At 41.5% G+C, this 16,173-nt stretch carries 11 protein-coding genes; 8 read left to right on the top strand and 3 right to left on the bottom strand.

Features of this window, described 5'->3' with window-relative positions; translation table 11 throughout:
• The first annotated feature begins 74 nt into the window (after positions 1-74).
• Positions 75-1,130, top strand: coding sequence for a 3-deoxy-7-phosphoheptulonate synthase (locus A4S05_RS11850; RefSeq protein WP_069070025.1), 1,056 nt, complete (start codon positions 75-77; stop codon positions 1,128-1,130).
• A gap of 615 nt (positions 1,131-1,745) precedes the next feature.
• Positions 1,746-2,186: a thermonuclease family protein gene (locus tag A4S05_RS11845; protein WP_256090945.1), complete on the top strand. Its 441-nt coding sequence runs from the start codon at positions 1,746-1,748 to the stop codon at positions 2,184-2,186.
• Between the two features lie 162 nt (positions 2,187-2,348).
• Here A4S05_RS11845 and A4S05_RS11840 read toward each other — a convergent pair whose 3' ends face one another.
• Positions 2,349-3,395 (bottom strand): threonine aldolase family protein, encoded by a 1,047-nt coding sequence (locus tag A4S05_RS11840; protein WP_069070023.1) that lies wholly within the window; start codon positions 3,393-3,395, stop codon positions 2,349-2,351.
• A gap of 740 nt (positions 3,396-4,135) precedes the next feature.
• On the opposite strand from A4S05_RS11840, the gene A4S05_RS11835 reads away from it, so the two are divergent.
• The 3 genes from A4S05_RS11835 (at position 4,136) to A4S05_RS41540 (ending at position 6,778) form a co-directional block, all read left to right on the top strand.
• On the top strand, positions 4,136-4,918 hold the full coding sequence (locus A4S05_RS11835; RefSeq protein ID WP_069070022.1) for an ABC transporter ATP-binding protein: 783 nt from the start codon (positions 4,136-4,138) through the stop codon (positions 4,916-4,918).
• Between the two features lie 170 nt (positions 4,919-5,088).
• Positions 5,089-6,603 carry an MlaD family protein gene (locus A4S05_RS11830; RefSeq protein ID WP_256090944.1) on the top strand — a complete coding sequence of 505 codons (1,515 nt, stop codon included), beginning with the start codon at positions 5,089-5,091 and terminating at the stop codon, positions 6,601-6,603.
• A 22-nt stretch (positions 6,604-6,625) separates the two neighbouring features.
• Positions 6,626-6,778 carry a hypothetical protein gene (locus tag A4S05_RS41540; RefSeq protein WP_176726985.1) on the top strand — a complete coding sequence of 51 codons (153 nt, stop codon included), beginning with the start codon at positions 6,626-6,628 and terminating at the stop codon, positions 6,776-6,778.
• Here A4S05_RS41540 and A4S05_RS43245 read toward each other — a convergent pair.
• Both A4S05_RS43245 and A4S05_RS11825 read right to left on the bottom strand, forming a co-directional pair.
• Positions 6,762-6,887, bottom strand: coding sequence for a hypothetical protein (locus A4S05_RS43245; protein ID WP_256090943.1), 126 nt, complete (start codon positions 6,885-6,887; stop codon positions 6,762-6,764). The two genes, A4S05_RS41540 and A4S05_RS43245, sit on opposite strands and share 17 nt — an antisense overlap.
• A gap of 16 nt (positions 6,888-6,903) precedes the next feature.
• Positions 6,904-7,200, bottom strand: coding sequence for a DUF3288 family protein (locus A4S05_RS11825; protein WP_069070021.1), 297 nt, complete (start codon positions 7,198-7,200; stop codon positions 6,904-6,906).
• Positions 7,201-7,576: 376 nt separating this feature from the next.
• Between A4S05_RS11825 and A4S05_RS11820 the strand changes: the two genes are divergently transcribed.
• The 3 genes from A4S05_RS11820 to A4S05_RS11810 all read left to right on the top strand — a co-directional run bounded on the left by A4S05_RS11820 (position 7,577) and on the right by A4S05_RS11810 (position 16,149).
• Positions 7,577-10,036, top strand: coding sequence for an ATP-dependent Clp protease ATP-binding subunit (locus A4S05_RS11820; RefSeq protein ID WP_069070020.1), 2,460 nt, complete (start codon positions 7,577-7,579; stop codon positions 10,034-10,036).
• Positions 10,037-12,294: 2,258 nt separating this feature from the next.
• Complete coding sequence (locus tag A4S05_RS11815; protein WP_069070050.1) at positions 12,295-13,614, top strand: calcium-binding protein; 1,320 nt, start codon at positions 12,295-12,297, stop codon at positions 13,612-13,614.
• Between the two features lie 498 nt (positions 13,615-14,112).
• Positions 14,113-16,149, top strand: coding sequence for a glycosyltransferase (locus A4S05_RS11810; protein WP_069070019.1), 2,037 nt, complete (start codon positions 14,113-14,115; stop codon positions 16,147-16,149).
• The last annotated feature ends 24 nt before the right edge of the window (positions 16,150-16,173 follow it).

Below are 16,173 nucleotides of genomic sequence, written 5' to 3'. Positions count from 1 at the left end.
GCTATTTAAAAAAAACATGAGTTTGTGTTACAATTCTGATTTGAAGTGCGTATATAAAGTTGCAAAATCATCCCATGCACAACACATTATTTAATAGTAATATCGACAACGCGAACATTGAGAACGATCGCATTTTATTAACTCCCAATGAAGTCAAATCAAAATTCCCTTTAACCCAATTAGCAGAACAAAGAGTTTTAGCATATAGACAAGAAATAGAACATATCCTAGATTTTCAGGATCGCAGAAAATTTATAGTAGTTGGCCCATGCTCAATCCATGATCCAAAAGCAGCGCTCGAATATTCTGAGAGGTTGAAAATATTGTCCGAGCGAGTCCAGGATAATCTGCTACTAATTATGCGAGTCTATTTTGAAAAACCAAGAACAACCGTAGGCTGGAAAGGATTAATTAACGATCCAGATATGGATGATTCTTTCCATGTAGAGAATGGGTTATTAATTGCACGGGAGCTATTATTAAAAATTACAGAGTTGGGATTACCTGCTGGCACAGAAGCACTAGATCCGATCATCCCCCAATATATTAGTGAACTGATTACATGGTCTGCCATTGGAGCACGCACCACCGAATCACAAACTCACCGCGAAATGGCAAGTGGACTTTCGATGCCTGTGGGTTTTAAAAACGGTACTGACGGCAATATTCAAGTAGCTTTGAATGCTCTCCAATCAGCCGGAAATCCGCATAATTTTCTGGGAATTAATCAAAACGGACAGGTGAGCGTATTTCAAACTAAAGGTAATGGTTATGGTCACGTAATTTTAAGAGGTGGTAGTCAACCCAACTTTGATGCAGCAAATGTAAAAGTGGTAGAAGAGAAATTAAAACAGGCAAATTTACCACCGAGAATTGTTATTGACTGTAGCCACGGCAATACCAATAAAGATTACAAATTACAAGGTGCTGTCTTAGAAAATATTATTCAGCAAATAGTGGATGGTAATACATCAATAGTTGGCATGATGCTGGAATCACATTTATATGAAGGTAGTCAACCAATTACTGCTAGGGAAGAATTAAAATACGGTATTTCTGTAACTGATAAATGTATTGGCTGGGAAGAAACCGAAAAAATCATTTTGGCTGCTCACGAAAAACTTAAATAAACACCAAATGATGTTTTGCCCCGGAAGATACTCTCTGCTTGTGGCGACCCCTTAAAAAAGAAGGGCTATTTTATCCACAAGGGCAAAAAGTTTGTCAATCTGGAGTTTAGAGGTTGTTTGAAAAGTCTAAATTATTACTTGCCGGGGCTACACATACAAAACCCGCCTACGCGGGTTATAAAACAATACGGTTCATTTAAGGGCTAATTGTACAAAATTGTGGGTTTTTGAGACGCGATAAATCGCCGTCTCTACAAGTTTTTTGGTCTTATCTGAACTGTATTGGGTTATAAAACTCGATTTTCTGCTAGTCCACGCAGGTGGACTTAGCTTGTGTAGTAGCGAATTATATTCGCTCAAAACTTTTCAAACATCCTCTTAGACTAAAGGTAGGCGATCGCTAACAAAAAAATGTACGTCTAGTTATGATACATTCAATCCAAAGGAGAATCGCTATAGGTTAAGCAGTTACGCGATCGCACTTCCTTATGTAAATGCATTTTACCACTACAGGCGATATCTATTATTTTTACTTACTAACTTGTGAGTTAAATCACACAAGCCATCTAAGCACTGAAATAAAATTATATTTATGCATAAAATGTTACGGACAAAATGATGGAGTTACTTGAACTAATTTTGGTGCTAGCTACAGTAGTTGGTATTGCAGACGGGAACACAATTTTGGTTAAAGATAATACAGGACAAACAACCACAATAAAGCTAGCGTGCATTAATGCGCCAGAGGCAAATGGTCAGCCATCTGCTTTAGCAGCAACACAAAAACTAAAACAGCTACTACCACCTCAAACTCCTGTCGTAATTAGAAACACAGAACAACTCAAAAACGGTCACGCCGCAGGTGAAGTGTTTGTGAATAATCGGTCAGTAAATCTCCTTTTGGTAGAGTCAGGTAATGCTGTAGTTGACCGAGAATCTTTACAAAATTGCTACGAGAGCAAAACCCAATTTTTAATTGCAGAAGCTAATGCTCAAAATAAGCGCTTGGGATTGTGGCAGCAACCAAAAGTGCGGTTGAAGTTTAATACTAAGTAAGCACTTGTACTGTCAGTTATCACTAGTTGCATTTACTTAACTTAGTCCAGCTTTAAGATTCCTATACTTGTTTCACTATTTTCGATTTTTTATATTTATCGAACAGAATTCAGGAGTCAGGAGCGGAGCCGGAGACGCTCCGCCTCCGGTCAGAATTCTTCTTCAATTGTTCTCAATAGTTGCGTTTTTAATATCACCAATCAATTCATCAATCCTTGATTGAGTAGTGTTCCAAGAACACATAAAACGTACTCCTCCCACACCAATAAATGTATAAAACTGCCAGTTCTTGGCTTTCAAGCTGTGAATGACTTCTTCAGGTAATTTCACAAACACGGCGTTGGCTTCTCTAGGAAACATTAAATCCACGCCTTCTATGTTTAATAGTTGATTTTCTAAGTATTCAGCACATTGATTGGCGTGTCTGGCATTTTTTAGCCAAGCACCAGTTTCCAATAAACCCAACCAGGGGGCGGAAATAAACCGCATTTTTGAAGCTAGCTGGCCTGCTTGCTTGCATCGATAGTCAAAATCCTCTGCTAGCGCTTTGTTGAAGAAAAGAATGGCTTCACCTAATGCCATGCCATTCTTAGTACCACAAAAACACAATACATCGATTCCAGCTTTCCAAGTAATTTCAGCAGGGCTTTGATTCATGGCGGCAACTGCATTTGCAAAACGAGCGCCATCCATGTGAATCTTTAAATTATGCTTTTTTGCAACTTCTTTAATACTTAAAAGTTCTTCAATAGAATATAAAGTTCCTAATTCAGTTGATTGTGTAATACTAATAACTTTAGGTTTGGGATAATGAATATCAGTCCGCTTAGTAACAATTGACTCTATCGATTCTGATGTTAGTTTGCCATTTTTACCTTGAGCGAGTAACAGTTTAGAACCATTAGATGCAAATTCTGGTGCGCCACATTCATCTGTTTCTATGTGAGATGTTTCATGACAAATAACGCTGTGATATGACTGACAAAGAGCAGCTAAAGATAAAGAATTTGCTGCTGTACCGTTAAAGGTAAAAAATACCTCACAATCAATTTCAAAGAGTTCCCGAAAATAATCTGTGGCTTTTTGAGTCCATTCATCATTTCCATAAGCTGGAACACTACCATGATTTGCCCTAATCATATATTCCAGTGCTTCAGGACAAATACCAGAAGAATTATCACTTGCAAACTGTTCTAATTGGCTACTCATAATTTTTACTTTGATTTTTTAACAGTAATTTTTACAATACTAGTAAATATTTTTGGACTTTGCCAACTCCAAGATTGACAGATAACGCTATTAAACTCTCCAATCATCTATTGAAGAAGAATTCAGAAGTCAGAATGGGCTAAACGCCCCGCTATCGCTAACAGGAGTCAGAATAAATCAGTCGGGGATTCAGACCCGCGACTAATTGAATAACTTTGGATGGCAGTAAAATAAATTTTTCTATAGCTATACTTAATCATTCATGAAATAAGGTTTTGGACTTATATAAAAAGTTGAAAATCTGAAGATTTTTATTTTCACAAATTAAATTTGATTTTTATATCTGGTATAAACTTATTAATTAGATTTTTGTTGTCGGAGCTTTTCTCTTAGTAGTTATAACAAGGCTGAGTACATTTATACTAATAAGCAATTTTTCTGATGTCTACAGAAAATTAGAGTTTTAGTTTGCCATTACTGAGATGTTTAATTACTACGTGCCTTTGTCAGCCTTGCGTTGAGAGTATTTTGGGACGTGGAACATCGCAAATGACTAAATATTATGCTAAAAAAATAAAGTTTGCTAATCAGAATGCTAATCATATACTTATGATGTACTATACAATGCCCTACCAATAACTATGACATCACTATTGGGCATATTTGTCCTTTATTAGTTCTCGGTAGTCATTTGTTTATTTTCTACTGACCAATGACCAATGACCAATGACTAATAACTAATGACTGAACCATTGATTGAACTGAAAGGTGTTTCTAAGTCCTTTGGTAGCCATAAAGTTCTAGATAATGTAGACTTGACCATTTACCGGGGAGAAGCACTGGGGATTATTGGCCCATCGGGGACTGGTAAATCAACTATCTTACGAGTAATGGCGGGGTTACTTACTCCCGATGAAGGAGAAATTTATGTGCAAGGAGTGCGGCGAGACGGTTTGATTGAGGATGGTGGCCAGCAGGTTGGCATTGGTATGGTGTTTCAACAGGCGGCGCTATTTGATTCGCTGACAGTGGAAGAGAATGTAGGATTTTTACTTTATCAAAATTCAAAGCTGCCGCGATCGCGCATCCGAGATTTGGTAAAAGAAAAATTGGAGATGGTAGGTTTACCAGCAATAGGCCACCTCTACCCCGCCGAACTTTCCGGGGGAATGCGAAAACGGGTGAGTTTTGCCCGTGCGATTATGTCTAACCCCGATAATCCCAGCGAAGGCGCAGAAGTTCTACTATATGATGAACCAACAGCCGGACTTGATCCCATTGCCTCAACAGTAATCGAAGATTTAATCCGGTATTTGCAAAGTTCACAGGGAGTTTGTAGTACTTATGCTGTTGTTACCCACCAAGACAGCACTATCCGCCGTACAGCTGATAGACTTATATTTCTCTATGAAGGTAGAGTGCAGTGGCAGGGTACAGTTAGTGAAATATACAACACAGAAAATCCCTTGATCAGACAATTTATCAGTGGAAGTGTGAAAGGCCCGATTCAAGTCGCCGGCTAGAAACTCAAAAGTGAAGAGTGAGGAATGAGGAATTAAGAGTAAGAGTTAAAAATGAAAAGTTAGGAGTTAAATTCAACTATTAATTCCTAACTATTAATTCCTAACTATTAACTCCTAACTATTAACTCCTAACTCCTAATTGGTTGTTGATTGTTGGTGGAGGCAAAAAAATGCGAGGTCTTATGACAAGCCGCTTCGCGTCTGGGCGAACATTTAGAGAAGGTTCTGTGGGGTTATTACTCCTGCTAGGACTAGGGGTATTTGGATTACTCTTTCTTTGGTTAAATAGATTCAGTGCTGCTGGTCGTTCATACAAAGTTATTGTAGAATTTGCCAACGCTGGCGGAATGCAAAAGGGAGCAGCAGTTCGCTATCGTGGCTTTAAGGTAGGAACGATTTCCCAGGTTCAACCAAGGCCAAATGCTATTGATGTAGAGATTGAAATTGCCCAAACTGACCTAATTATGCCCCGAAATGTAGTAGTGGAAGCTAATCAAAGCGGGTTAATTAGCGAAAGTATTATCGACATCACACCAAGAACAGCCTTACCTGCTGGGGTTGTGATTGCTAAACCCTTAGATAAAAGTTGTGATACCAGTCTCATCGTCTGTAATGGCTCTCGGTTAAAAGGTCAGGTTGGTATCAGTGTTGATGCACTCATTCGCAGTTCAACTGAGTTAGCCGCTGTATACAATGACCCAAAATTTTATAGAAATGTCAATAGGGTTCTAGAAAGTACTACAGGCGCAGCATCCAGTTTTACTGAGCTAAGTCAGGATTTACAAGGTTTGACTAAAAGCTTACAACAACAACTTAATACCTTTTCAGCCACAGCTAATTCAGTGCAACGGGCGACAAACCAACTTAATACATCCGCGAATCAAACAGTAAATAAATTTGGTGCAACTGCAACTCAAGCAAACCGTTTGCTGAACAACCTGGATAATTTATTGACAACAAATCGTTCGGCGCTAGTTGGTGCGTTGAATAATATCACCGAAACCAGCAACCAATTGCGTGTTACAGTCAGTAGCTTATCACCATCTGTCAATCGATTGACTCAAGGTGAATTACTCAACAATTTAGAAGCTCTTTCAGCTAATGCAGCGCAAGCCTCAGCTAATTTACGCGATGCTTCTCAAACCTTAAATGATCCAAAGAATGCGGTGCTGCTGCAACAAACCTTAGATTCAGCACGAGTAACCTTTGAAAATACCCAAAAAATTACATCTGATTTAGATGAATTGACAGGTGATCCTAATTTTCGCCAAAATCTGCGGCAATTGGTGAATGGTTTAAGTGGTTTAGTCTCTTCTACACAACAGATGCAGCAACAAGTGCAAGTTGCTACCACTTTAGATTCGGTAAAAGCTGCTGTGAGCAAACCAAAGAATCTAATTCCTACCCCAGAACCAACCCAACAGGCGACGTTTAATGACAAGTCGCTACCCGTTTACGTGATTAATCCCTCACCTGCTAATTTTGGAAATATCGACACTAACCTTCAAGCAACCCCCAGTCCGTCTATTCCTAACTCGTCCCAAGAAAACCTATTGAAGCAGCTGCGGGAGTATGGCAAACAACGGGAGCAACTGGAGGCAGGGGAAGAGGCAATCCAAGTTGAACCTTCGGCTGCGCTCAGGATTAACAGTGAGCCAAGCCGAACTGTTGACAATTTTAAGTAAGATATTTTAGTGTAACGCAAGTGTGTTGCAGCTCATCGACACAACAGCACAATTGACTCAACAAGCATTACACGACCTGCAAGAGACACAATACAGTCTCGTGCAAAAAGAAAAAATGTCGGTACTGGGCAATCTTGTTACAGCCATTGCCCATGAGATTAAGGCACAGAATTAGCGATCGCCATTCCAGTAGGGAGTGCTGAGTTGGGAGTTAGGAGTTGGGAATAGGAAGGAATAACTAATGCCCATTCCCCATACCCCATTCCCCATCCCCCATTCCCCATTCCCCATCCCCCATAATTAATTCCAATCCTGTTCGTCTTTCTTACCACGACTTTTGTAAATTCCCCCCAAATCGTGAATTTGACGAGTTTTCTCAAAAAGCTCGGCTTCGCTCAAACCCCACTGCTGCAAGACTTTATCTAGGTCTTTCTGGATGTCTCTCGCCCCTGGAAACCCTTGATAACGCATTCGCAGTCTAGCCAATTCTGCTAAATTATAGTCTGTCGCCTCTTGAGCGAGTAAAATATCAATAAGGGGGCGATCTCGGTTATAAAGTGGATGTTGTTGATCTTTACCAGCCGTTGCTTCAGTCATTGTCAGTCCTGAGTGATAAGTTAGGAGTTAGGAGTTAGGAGTTAAAAGTTAGGAGTTAAAAGTTAAGAATGCTGAGTCTTGGTTTTTAAGTTTAGACGAGAGCAGAGGAGCAGAAAAGACAAAAGAAAATAATCTTCTGCACTTAGAATCTAGTTGTAAGATTGATAACTACTTACTTAGTCATTACTCCTAACTCCTAACTCATCACTCCTAACTCACATTAGACGGCAAGTACACCTGATGTCTTACGGCTCTCACCACTGCCACTTAACTTTAAATAAAGTTACATTAGTCCTTAAGAAAATACAAAAAACTTTAGATGAGGGTGAATTTTATATCACCCAAAGTCCAAGCAGCGAGGGAGCAATAACCCATTATGTTTGAACACTTCACTTCCGAAGCCATTAGAGTAATTATGTTAGCTCAGGAGGAAGCACGTCGCCTGGGACATAACTTCGTAGGAACTGAGCAAATTCTCCTGGGGTTGATGGGAGAAGGAACTGGGGTTGCTGCTAAAGTGCTGGCTGAATTAGGCGTTACCCTCAAAGATGCACGTCGCGAGGTAGAAAAAATTATTGGTAGGGGTTCTGGCTTTGTACCACCAGAAATTCCTTTTACTCCTAAAGTAAAAAGCCTCTTCGAGCAATCGTTTAAAGAAGCTCATAGTCTAGGACAGAATTACATCAACACTGAACACTTACTCTTAGGATTAACCGAGGCTGGTGAAGGTGTAGCCGCCAAAGTACTGCAAAATCTAGGGGTTGACTTCAAGAGTGTCCGCAGTGCTATAGTTCGCCGTTTGGGTGAAAATGCACCGGCTTTCGCTGGTAGTGGTAGTGGTAGTCAAAAGCGCACTCAACCGCTAACTATGGAAGAATTTGGCAGAAATTTGACCAAATTAGCCCAAGAAGGCAGACTCGACCCTGTAGTTGGTCGTGAGAAGGAAATTGAGCGGGCGATCCAAATTCTCGGTCGCCGCACCAAGAATAACCCAGTGTTGATTGGTGAACCAGGAGTTGGCAAAACTGCGATCGCAGAAGGTCTAGCTCAACGGATTGTCAACCAGGATGTTCCCGAAACCTTACAGGACAAGCAAGTTATCAGCCTCGATATGGGGTCATTGGTAGCTGGAACTCGTTTCCGTGGCGATTTTGAAGAACGCATCAAAAAAGTCGTAGAAGAAGTCCGCACTGTGGGCAATATCATCTTGGTGATTGACGAAATTCACACCTTGGTCGGCGCTGGTGGTACAGAAGGTGGCTTGGATGCAGCCAACATCCTTAAACCTGCCCTAGCACGGGGTGAACTCCAGTGCATCGGCGCAACTACCCTCGATGAGTATCGTAAACACATTGAGCGCGATGCCGCCCTAGAGCGTCGTTTCCAACCAATTAAGGTTGGGGAACCCTCAGTAGAGGAAACCGTACAAATTCTCTACGGCTTGCGCGGTGCTTATGAACAACACCACAAAGTCACAATTTTGGATGCGGCACTTGTTGCAGCAGCAGAATTATCAGATCGCTATATTAGCGATCGCTTCTTGCCCGACAAGGCAATAGACTTGATTGATGAAGCTGGTTCTCGCGTTCGTCTGCGGAACTCTCAAAGTTCTCCCAATAAAGAACTCAAGCGTGAACTCGCCGGCGTTACCAAAGAAAAAGAAGCAGCAGTCAGAGTCCAAGATTTTGACAAAGCGACACAACTGCGCGACCAAGAATTAAAACTCGCAGAACAACTGCAAGCAACCTTTACACCAACCGAGCAACCTGTCAACTCGACTGTAGTTGACGAAGAAGACATCGCCCAAATCGTTGCCTCTTGGACTGGTGTACCAGTCAACAAGCTAACTGAATCTGAGTCAGAGTTGCTCCTGCACCTAGAAGACACTCTGCATCAACGGCTCATCGGTCAAGAGCAAGCAGTCTCGGCTGTATCTCGTGGTATCCGTCGCGCCCGTGTCGGCTTGAAAAATCCCAATCGTCCCATTGCTAGCTTTATCTTCTCTGGCCCGACTGGAGTCGGTAAAACAGAATTGGCGAAGGCTCTAGCTTCCTACTTCTTCGGTGCGGAAGACTCGATGATTCGGCTAGATATGTCCGAATACATGGAAAGTCACACCGTCGCCAAGTTAATTGGTTCGCCTCCTGGTTATGTCGGATATGACGAAGGCGGACAACTTACAGAAGCCGTGCGCCGGAAACCATACTCAGTGCTGCTATTCGACGAAATCGAAAAAGCACACCCCGATGTATTCAATATGCTGCTGCAACTCTTGGATGACGGTCATCTTACCGATGCCAAAGGTCGGAAAGTGGACTTCAAGAACACGCTGATCATTTTGACTTCTAACATCGGTTCCAAGGTGATTGAAAAAGGTGGTAGTGGTTTAGGCTTTGACTTCGACACTCAAGCCGACGCTAGTTATAACCGCATCCGCACCTTGGTAAATGAAGAATTGAAAGCTTACTTCCGTCCAGAGTTCCTTAACCGTCTTGATGAAATTATCGTCTTCACCCAGCTTTCTAGGGATGAAGTGAAGCAAATCGCTGAGATTATGCTTAAAGAAGTTTCTAAGCGTTTGACAGAAAAGGGAATTATCTTAGAAGTTAGCGATCGCTTCAAAGAACTTGTAGTACAAGAAGGCTACAATCCCAGCTACGGTGCTAGGCCATTACGTCGGGCAATTATGCGCCTTTTAGAAGATTCTCTCGCTGAAGCAATGCTGTCTGGTGAAATTACAGATGGAGACACAGCGCTTGTCGATGTTGATGATGACTCTAAAGTGAGAGTGCAAAAATTAGAAAAACGAGAATTACTCTTAGCAAATGTTGGCTAATTTTATACCCGATCACTTTTTGTTGTAATATTTGAGAAATACTCTAGCCTCTCATCTAAGTAGAGGCACAAGCAGGGGCATCTCCGACAAACATAAAGTGAAATGGTATTATATCTTTCGCCCCTGGTAGAAATACCGGGGGCTTTTTTTATCAAGAAAGGCAGAGGGCAGGAGGCAGAAGGCAGAAAGGAATACTGCTTCCTGCTCACAAAGAGTGACCCAAGGAAACAAGGGTCTAAAACCCCGCCTCATTGTTCTTTCTGCCACCTGCCTTCTTCAAGCAATTTTTTTGGATACAACAACACACGGGGGCAATACAGTTAGTTCTCAAGACTCCTGTATTAACGTGCTATAAATTTAACCACCTATATACTTAGAATTACGCAAACAATAGCCAAAACCCTTATTTGACGGTAGGGGCAATTCATGAATTGCCCCTACCGCGTGTAGTTTTGCGTAAGTCCTAATACTGTCCGCCTAATTAGCTTAATGAAGTAATCTTTAGCCCTAATTTTAATCTCAAAAAATAAAATAATAGATTATTTAAACTTGCAATTGACCACTAATTTACAAAATATTTCCTTCTTTTCAAGATGTTAAAGTAAATATTTGTCGTTAAAACAAGATAGAAGTAAAGGATTCAAACCACCAGTAAATAGTCTTTTAGCGTCGTTTACCTATCTTTACTATACTTATGTTTATTCGTGCCCTCCTATTTATTTCGTGATAACTAGCTGCTTAAATGTCTTATCTGTCCTTGCATTTTCATCATAAATTTGAGAATATATTGAAGTTAAGCAAAATCCATCAACATCTATTGAGTAATAACTTCACCCACTTACCAGAGTTGACATAAATAAAGCCTAAACATAGATTTTTTGTTATTAAGTAAAATTTTTAACTAATAAAAATCCATGTGGTTTTTTGGGAAATAATTTTTACCATCTTGTCACCCTCTGTATGCATTGTCGTTTTACTTAATAGCTAAACACGCATTTAGTTTAGTCGATTTCTGCAAAATTTATTTGACTATTTTACTCTTTAAAAAGAAAAAAATGTGTTTAAAAACTAGTATAAAATGCTGCAAAAAATTTATTAAATAGTTCTGTTCTCTGTCTTTAGGCATAACTTTATATACCTATATTGACAGAAATAGCTTACTATACAAATATATGTAACATGGATGAAAATTTGATTGTGCTTACTAATCCATCGTTATAAATATCATCAGGTGTAGTCAGAAGTTTTTACAGATTAAGAAGTTTTTGAAACTTCGGAGTGAAAATTCTGGTACTTGGAGAAAAGTCAGCAGCTTTTCTTGCTTGCATAAGAGTGTTCGTGCAGCTATTAATGCAAAAGATCATTATTGTCTGATAGTGATCTTATTAAAAGCCCTACAGTTCTCATTATCAATCTTGGCTCTCGGCTAGTATTCAGTGGTGTATCGATCTCGGCTCTCGGCTAGTGTTCAGTGGTGTATCGATTTATAAGCTAACTGGAAAAACGTAATCATGTAAATTCGGATTGTGAAATGAATCAGGCGAATCAAATAACTGTGCGGTCATGATTTACTATTGTGGCTAAGTTGCCAACTAGTATATGTCCTACACAGAATATGCATCACCAAATAAGGTTGACGCACACTTTGTTTCCGAAAGAAATCAAAGGTTAAAAGACCTATTTACCTAAAGTCGAAATCATAACCTTTACCTTTACCTCATCCAAAATGGGAGTTCTGGTTAGTGAAACTTAACTTTAAGAAGGTGATAAGTAAAGGTGTGCGATCGCATCATATTTGAATTGTGGTCATTGTTGCTTCTAATTGTTAGCAGAAGCTACAACTGTCCATTTTTGTGATGCCGCATTATACCAAGTTGCCAAAGATATTTTTTTATAACTTCATTTACAACATTAAATGAAGGCAATGAAATCTCTGGTAAACATTAGGTGAGCCAGGAATATTATGTTGTCAACAAAATAATATCTCTGACAATTTCGTATTACCAAAAATACACAGCTATTAATGATTCACAAATGACATTGTGATTGTTCAAGCAATTCAAAGGATGTGATTTGCAGATGCCTAATCGTGTAGTTATGCAGTGTAAGTTTGATGATCTCTTCCAATATCTTCTCATCATTTCTTAATCGCCCCTCTCTCAAACTTGAGAGAGGGGGAAGTGATGAGAATTACAACAACTAACTTAGTTGTAAACAAGCCAAATACTTTTTTGAAACCCAAAAGCAAGGATTCATTTATGGCAATTAGAAATGGAACACCCGATTCCGATACCCTTCAAGGTACTAGTGCAGCTGACACGATTCGCGGCTTTGCTGGTGATGATCTGTTATTAGGATCAGGTGGTAATGACCTCATTCGAGGTGGGGAAGATAAAGATACTCTGTTTGGTGGAGCCGGTGCCGACAGACTATTTGGGGATGCTGGCGAGGACTCCCTCTTTGGTGAGGGCGGTAATGACACCCTCTATGGTGGGCAGAGTGAGGACGATATTCTTGATGAGAAAAACTTCCTCGATGGCGGCGCTGGTAATGACTTGCTCTTTGGTGGCTTCGAGGATACTCTGTTCGGCGGAGCTGGTAATGACACTCTGACAACTGCTAATAACAGTTTCGGTAAGAGCAATCTCAATGGTGGGGCAGGTGCAGACTCGCTGGTTGGCAGTGACAGCTTTATAGAGGGTGATACCCTTGATGGCGGCGCTGGCAATGATTTCCTCGATGGCTTAGGCGGTGATGATTTCCTGATCGGTGATGACACTTTGGGTGCGGCTGGCGCTGATACCCTTTTTGGTGGAGATGGTAACGACACTCTCCAAGGCGATGCTGATAGCTTAGGTGGTGGTGGCAATGACTACCTCGATGGCGGAACCGGCGATGACTTCCTCGATGGCTTAGGTGGTGATGACATCCTCTTAGGTGGGGATGGTTTTGACACCCTCGATGGTGGAGATGGCAATGACAGCCTCAATGGTGGTCTTGGTACTAGTACCCTTTTTGGGGGAGCTGGCAATGATACTCTCCAAGGCGGTGCTGAAGCTGACTTCTTAGAAGGTGGACCCGAAGAATTTGACGGCGACGACTCCCTTTTAGGTGGGGGTGGTTTTGACACCCTAGTGGGCGGTTCTGGCGATGATACCCTGTTGGGTCAAGGTGGTGATGACAATCTTGATGGTGGAACAGGAGTTGATAGCCTTGTAGGCGGTGCTGGCAATGACACCCTGTTCGGTGGACAAGACGCCGAGGAAGGTCAAACCGCACGCGACACCCTGACTGGCGGTGCGGGTACTGACATATTTGTGTTGGAAGAAGTAGGGTTTGAAGTACCAGATCCCGGCGAACCACCTGTACCTGCTCCTGTCGGCGACATTATCACTGACTTCCAGGATGGTATAGATTTCTTCCAGGTTGACTTACCGTTTGAGGAACTCACAATCAGCCGTGTTGTTATTAATGGTCAAGCTAGTAGTCGGATTTCCATTACTGAAACTGGCGAACTGTTAGCGACTGTAATTAACGTGGCTCCTGCACTGGTCACAGAATTCGATTTTCTATCGTAAGAAATGGGCAACCAGGCGGTGTACTTGGGTACCAGCCAAGTAGCACACACCTGATAGTACCCAGAAAATCAACAGAGCAGCCGCAGCGTCACGATAACGTACTGAGCCACTTTTGGCGTTGATTGTTTCAATTTTATCTCTCCTGCTGTCTTTATAGTTGAAGACGGCAGGAGACTAATAGTCTGCCAACCCAAAAATGCAGGGTGAAGATTGGGGAAAGGGATGAAACTAATTCGCAATTCGCAATTCGCAATGGGCTAACGCCCCGCTCCGCTAACGCAATTTGCAATAAAACACCTTTACCCGAATGGCACTAAGAAAAGCTAAAACCTCGTCAGGGCAGGGTGTGGGAAGTTAGGAAACTTTTTTTTATCTCCTCACTATCCCACACTCCTCACACTCAAAAAGCCAGTTATATCAGGGCTTTGTGATTAACTTAGTGCCATTTCACCTTTACCCGCCAAGTTCCCTTGGAGAACTACTAATAATCAAAGAGCAATGCGAATTTTATTTCTGCATCCAAATTTTCCTGCCCAATTTCGCCATGTAGCTGCTGCTTTAGCCAAAGACAAAGATAACCAAGTATTCTTTGGAACTACTCGTCAGGAAGATAATTTACCAGGCGTTAATAAGGTCATCTATAGCCCTACACGAGAAGCTCGTCCCGAAACTCATCACTATGTTAGACCTCTAGAAAATGCTGTCCTTCAGGGTCAAGGTGTTTATAGGCTGGCAGAAAAACTCAAAGCCCAAAGCTTTATTCCTGATGTAGTCTATGGTCATTCGGGTTGGGGGCCGACTTTATTCATCAAAGATATTTTTCCCGATGCCAAATTACTATGCTATTTCGAGTGGTTTTATCATGCTCATGGCTCTGATGCCGATTTCGATCGCAGCGAACCCTTAAGCGCTGACGATAAAGCCCGGATTCGGGTTAAAAATGCTCCGATTCTACAGGATTTATATAGTTGCGATCGCGGTCTTTCTCCCACTTATTGGCAGCGTCAGCAATTTCCCTCGGAATATCACAATAAAATCAATGTCCTTCATGATGGCATTGACACAGAATTCTTTTGCCCCAAACCGGGAGCAAAGTTAATTCTCCCACGCATCAATCTAGACCTTTCTCACGCCAAAGAAATCGTCACTTATGTAGCGCGGGGTATGGAGCCTTATCGAGGATTTCCTCAGTTTATCGAGGCGGTGGCTTTACTCCAACAACAACGTCCGCATTGCCATGTCGTAATTGTGGGAGAAAACCGTGTAGCTTACGGCAAACAACTACCTGATGGCAAAACCTACAAAGAGGTGATGCTGGAAAAATATGATCTTGATCTAAGCAGAGTTCACTTTACAGGTTGGCTACCTTATTCTGAATACCTGCAAGTTCTCCAAGCTTCTTCTGTCCATGTTTATCTCACCCGTCCCTTTGTCTTGTCTTGGTCAATGTTGGAGGCTTTATCTGTAGGTTGCTTGCTGGTAGCTGCCAAAACTGCTCCCGTAACTGAGGTGATCCAAGATGGTGTTAATGGTCTGTTGGTAGACTTTTTTTCACCCCAAGAAATTTGCGATCGCATTACAGAAGCACTCACCCATCCAGACAAAATGGCCTCAATTAGGGTCAAAGCCAGGGAAACAATCTTAGAGCGCTATAACTTGTCGCAGTTATTACCCCAACATCTGCAATGGATACAACAGCAAGAAAATCAGAGCAGTAATCTAATTTCTCTACATAAAAAAGCTCAGTTAGAACTGATTACCACGACTTTAGAGAATCACTCAAATTCATCAACAACACTCTTACAAGTGCATAACCAGACGGTAACAACTCAAGAGATTATCCCTCTCTTGAATCGATACCAATTACTTTCAAAGCTCCGGGAAGAACTTTTGATTGATGAAGCAATCACACCCTTTAGCTGCACACCAGAAGAAGAAGCCAAGTGTTACCAAGACTTGTGCAAACAGCATCAATTGACATTAGAAGCTCAACGTCAAAATTGGTTGCAGCAGCAGAACATAACTGAAACACAATTTTTAGATTTAGCAACCCGCAACCTGAGAATTGAAAAGTTTAAACAAGCCACTTGGGGTAGTAAATTAGACTCCCACTTTTACAAACTCAAGCCAAAGCTTGATCATGTTATCTACTCTTTAATTCGCCTTCGGGATGCGGCTGTTGCTCAAGAACTTTACTTCCGTCTTGTAGAAGGTGAACAGTCCTTTGCTGAAATTGCAAGGCAATACTCTCAAGGTGGAGAAGCTCAAGCTGGTGGCTTAGTGGGGCCAGTTGCATTGAGTACACCCCATCCCAAACTAGCCCGAATCCTCGCCATCAGCCAACCAGAGCAGGTATCGCTACCAACCCACATCGGAGATTGGTGGGTAATTGTGCGGCTGGAAAAGCTGATACCAGCCCAACTTAATGAACCTATGCAGCAACGGTTGCTCAACGAACTTTTCTCTTCCTGGTTACAAGAGCAACTGCAACAAGAGACTTCTCAACAACAAGTTGAAGTACAAAAACCAGCTTGATTCCTTAACTTTGAAACCGCTTAT

The organism is Nostoc sp. KVJ20, assembly GCF_001712795.1.
Classification (GTDB): domain Bacteria; phylum Cyanobacteriota; class Cyanobacteriia; order Cyanobacteriales; family Nostocaceae; genus Nostoc.
Note: the sequence above shows the minus strand (reverse complement) of the source record. Positions and strands in the feature narration are given on the sequence as shown.

Coding starts and splice junctions, on each gene's coding strand:
- A4S05_RS11850 (WP_069070025.1), top strand. CDS start 75: ATGCACAACACATTATTTAATAGTAATATCGACAACGCGAACATTGAG.
- A4S05_RS11845 (WP_256090945.1), top strand. CDS start 1,746: ATGATGGAGTTACTTGAACTAATTTTGGTGCTAGCTACAGTAGTTGGT.
- A4S05_RS11840 (WP_069070023.1), bottom strand. CDS start 3,395: ATGAGTAGCCAATTAGAACAGTTTGCAAGTGATAATTCTTCTGGTATT.
- A4S05_RS11835 (WP_069070022.1), top strand. CDS start 4,136: ATGACTGAACCATTGATTGAACTGAAAGGTGTTTCTAAGTCCTTTGGT.
- A4S05_RS11830 (WP_256090944.1), top strand. CDS start 5,089: ATGCGAGGTCTTATGACAAGCCGCTTCGCGTCTGGGCGAACATTTAGA.
- A4S05_RS43245 (WP_256090943.1), bottom strand. CDS start 6,887: ATGGGGAATGGGGGATGGGGAATGGGGTATGGGGAATGGGCATTAGTT.
- A4S05_RS11825 (WP_069070021.1), bottom strand. CDS start 7,200: ATGACTGAAGCAACGGCTGGTAAAGATCAACAACATCCACTTTATAAC.
- A4S05_RS11820 (WP_069070020.1), top strand. CDS start 7,577: ATGTTTGAACACTTCACTTCCGAAGCCATTAGAGTAATTATGTTAGCT.
- A4S05_RS11815 (WP_069070050.1), top strand. CDS start 12,295: ATGGCAATTAGAAATGGAACACCCGATTCCGATACCCTTCAAGGTACT.
- A4S05_RS11810 (WP_069070019.1), top strand. CDS start 14,113: ATGCGAATTTTATTTCTGCATCCAAATTTTCCTGCCCAATTTCGCCAT.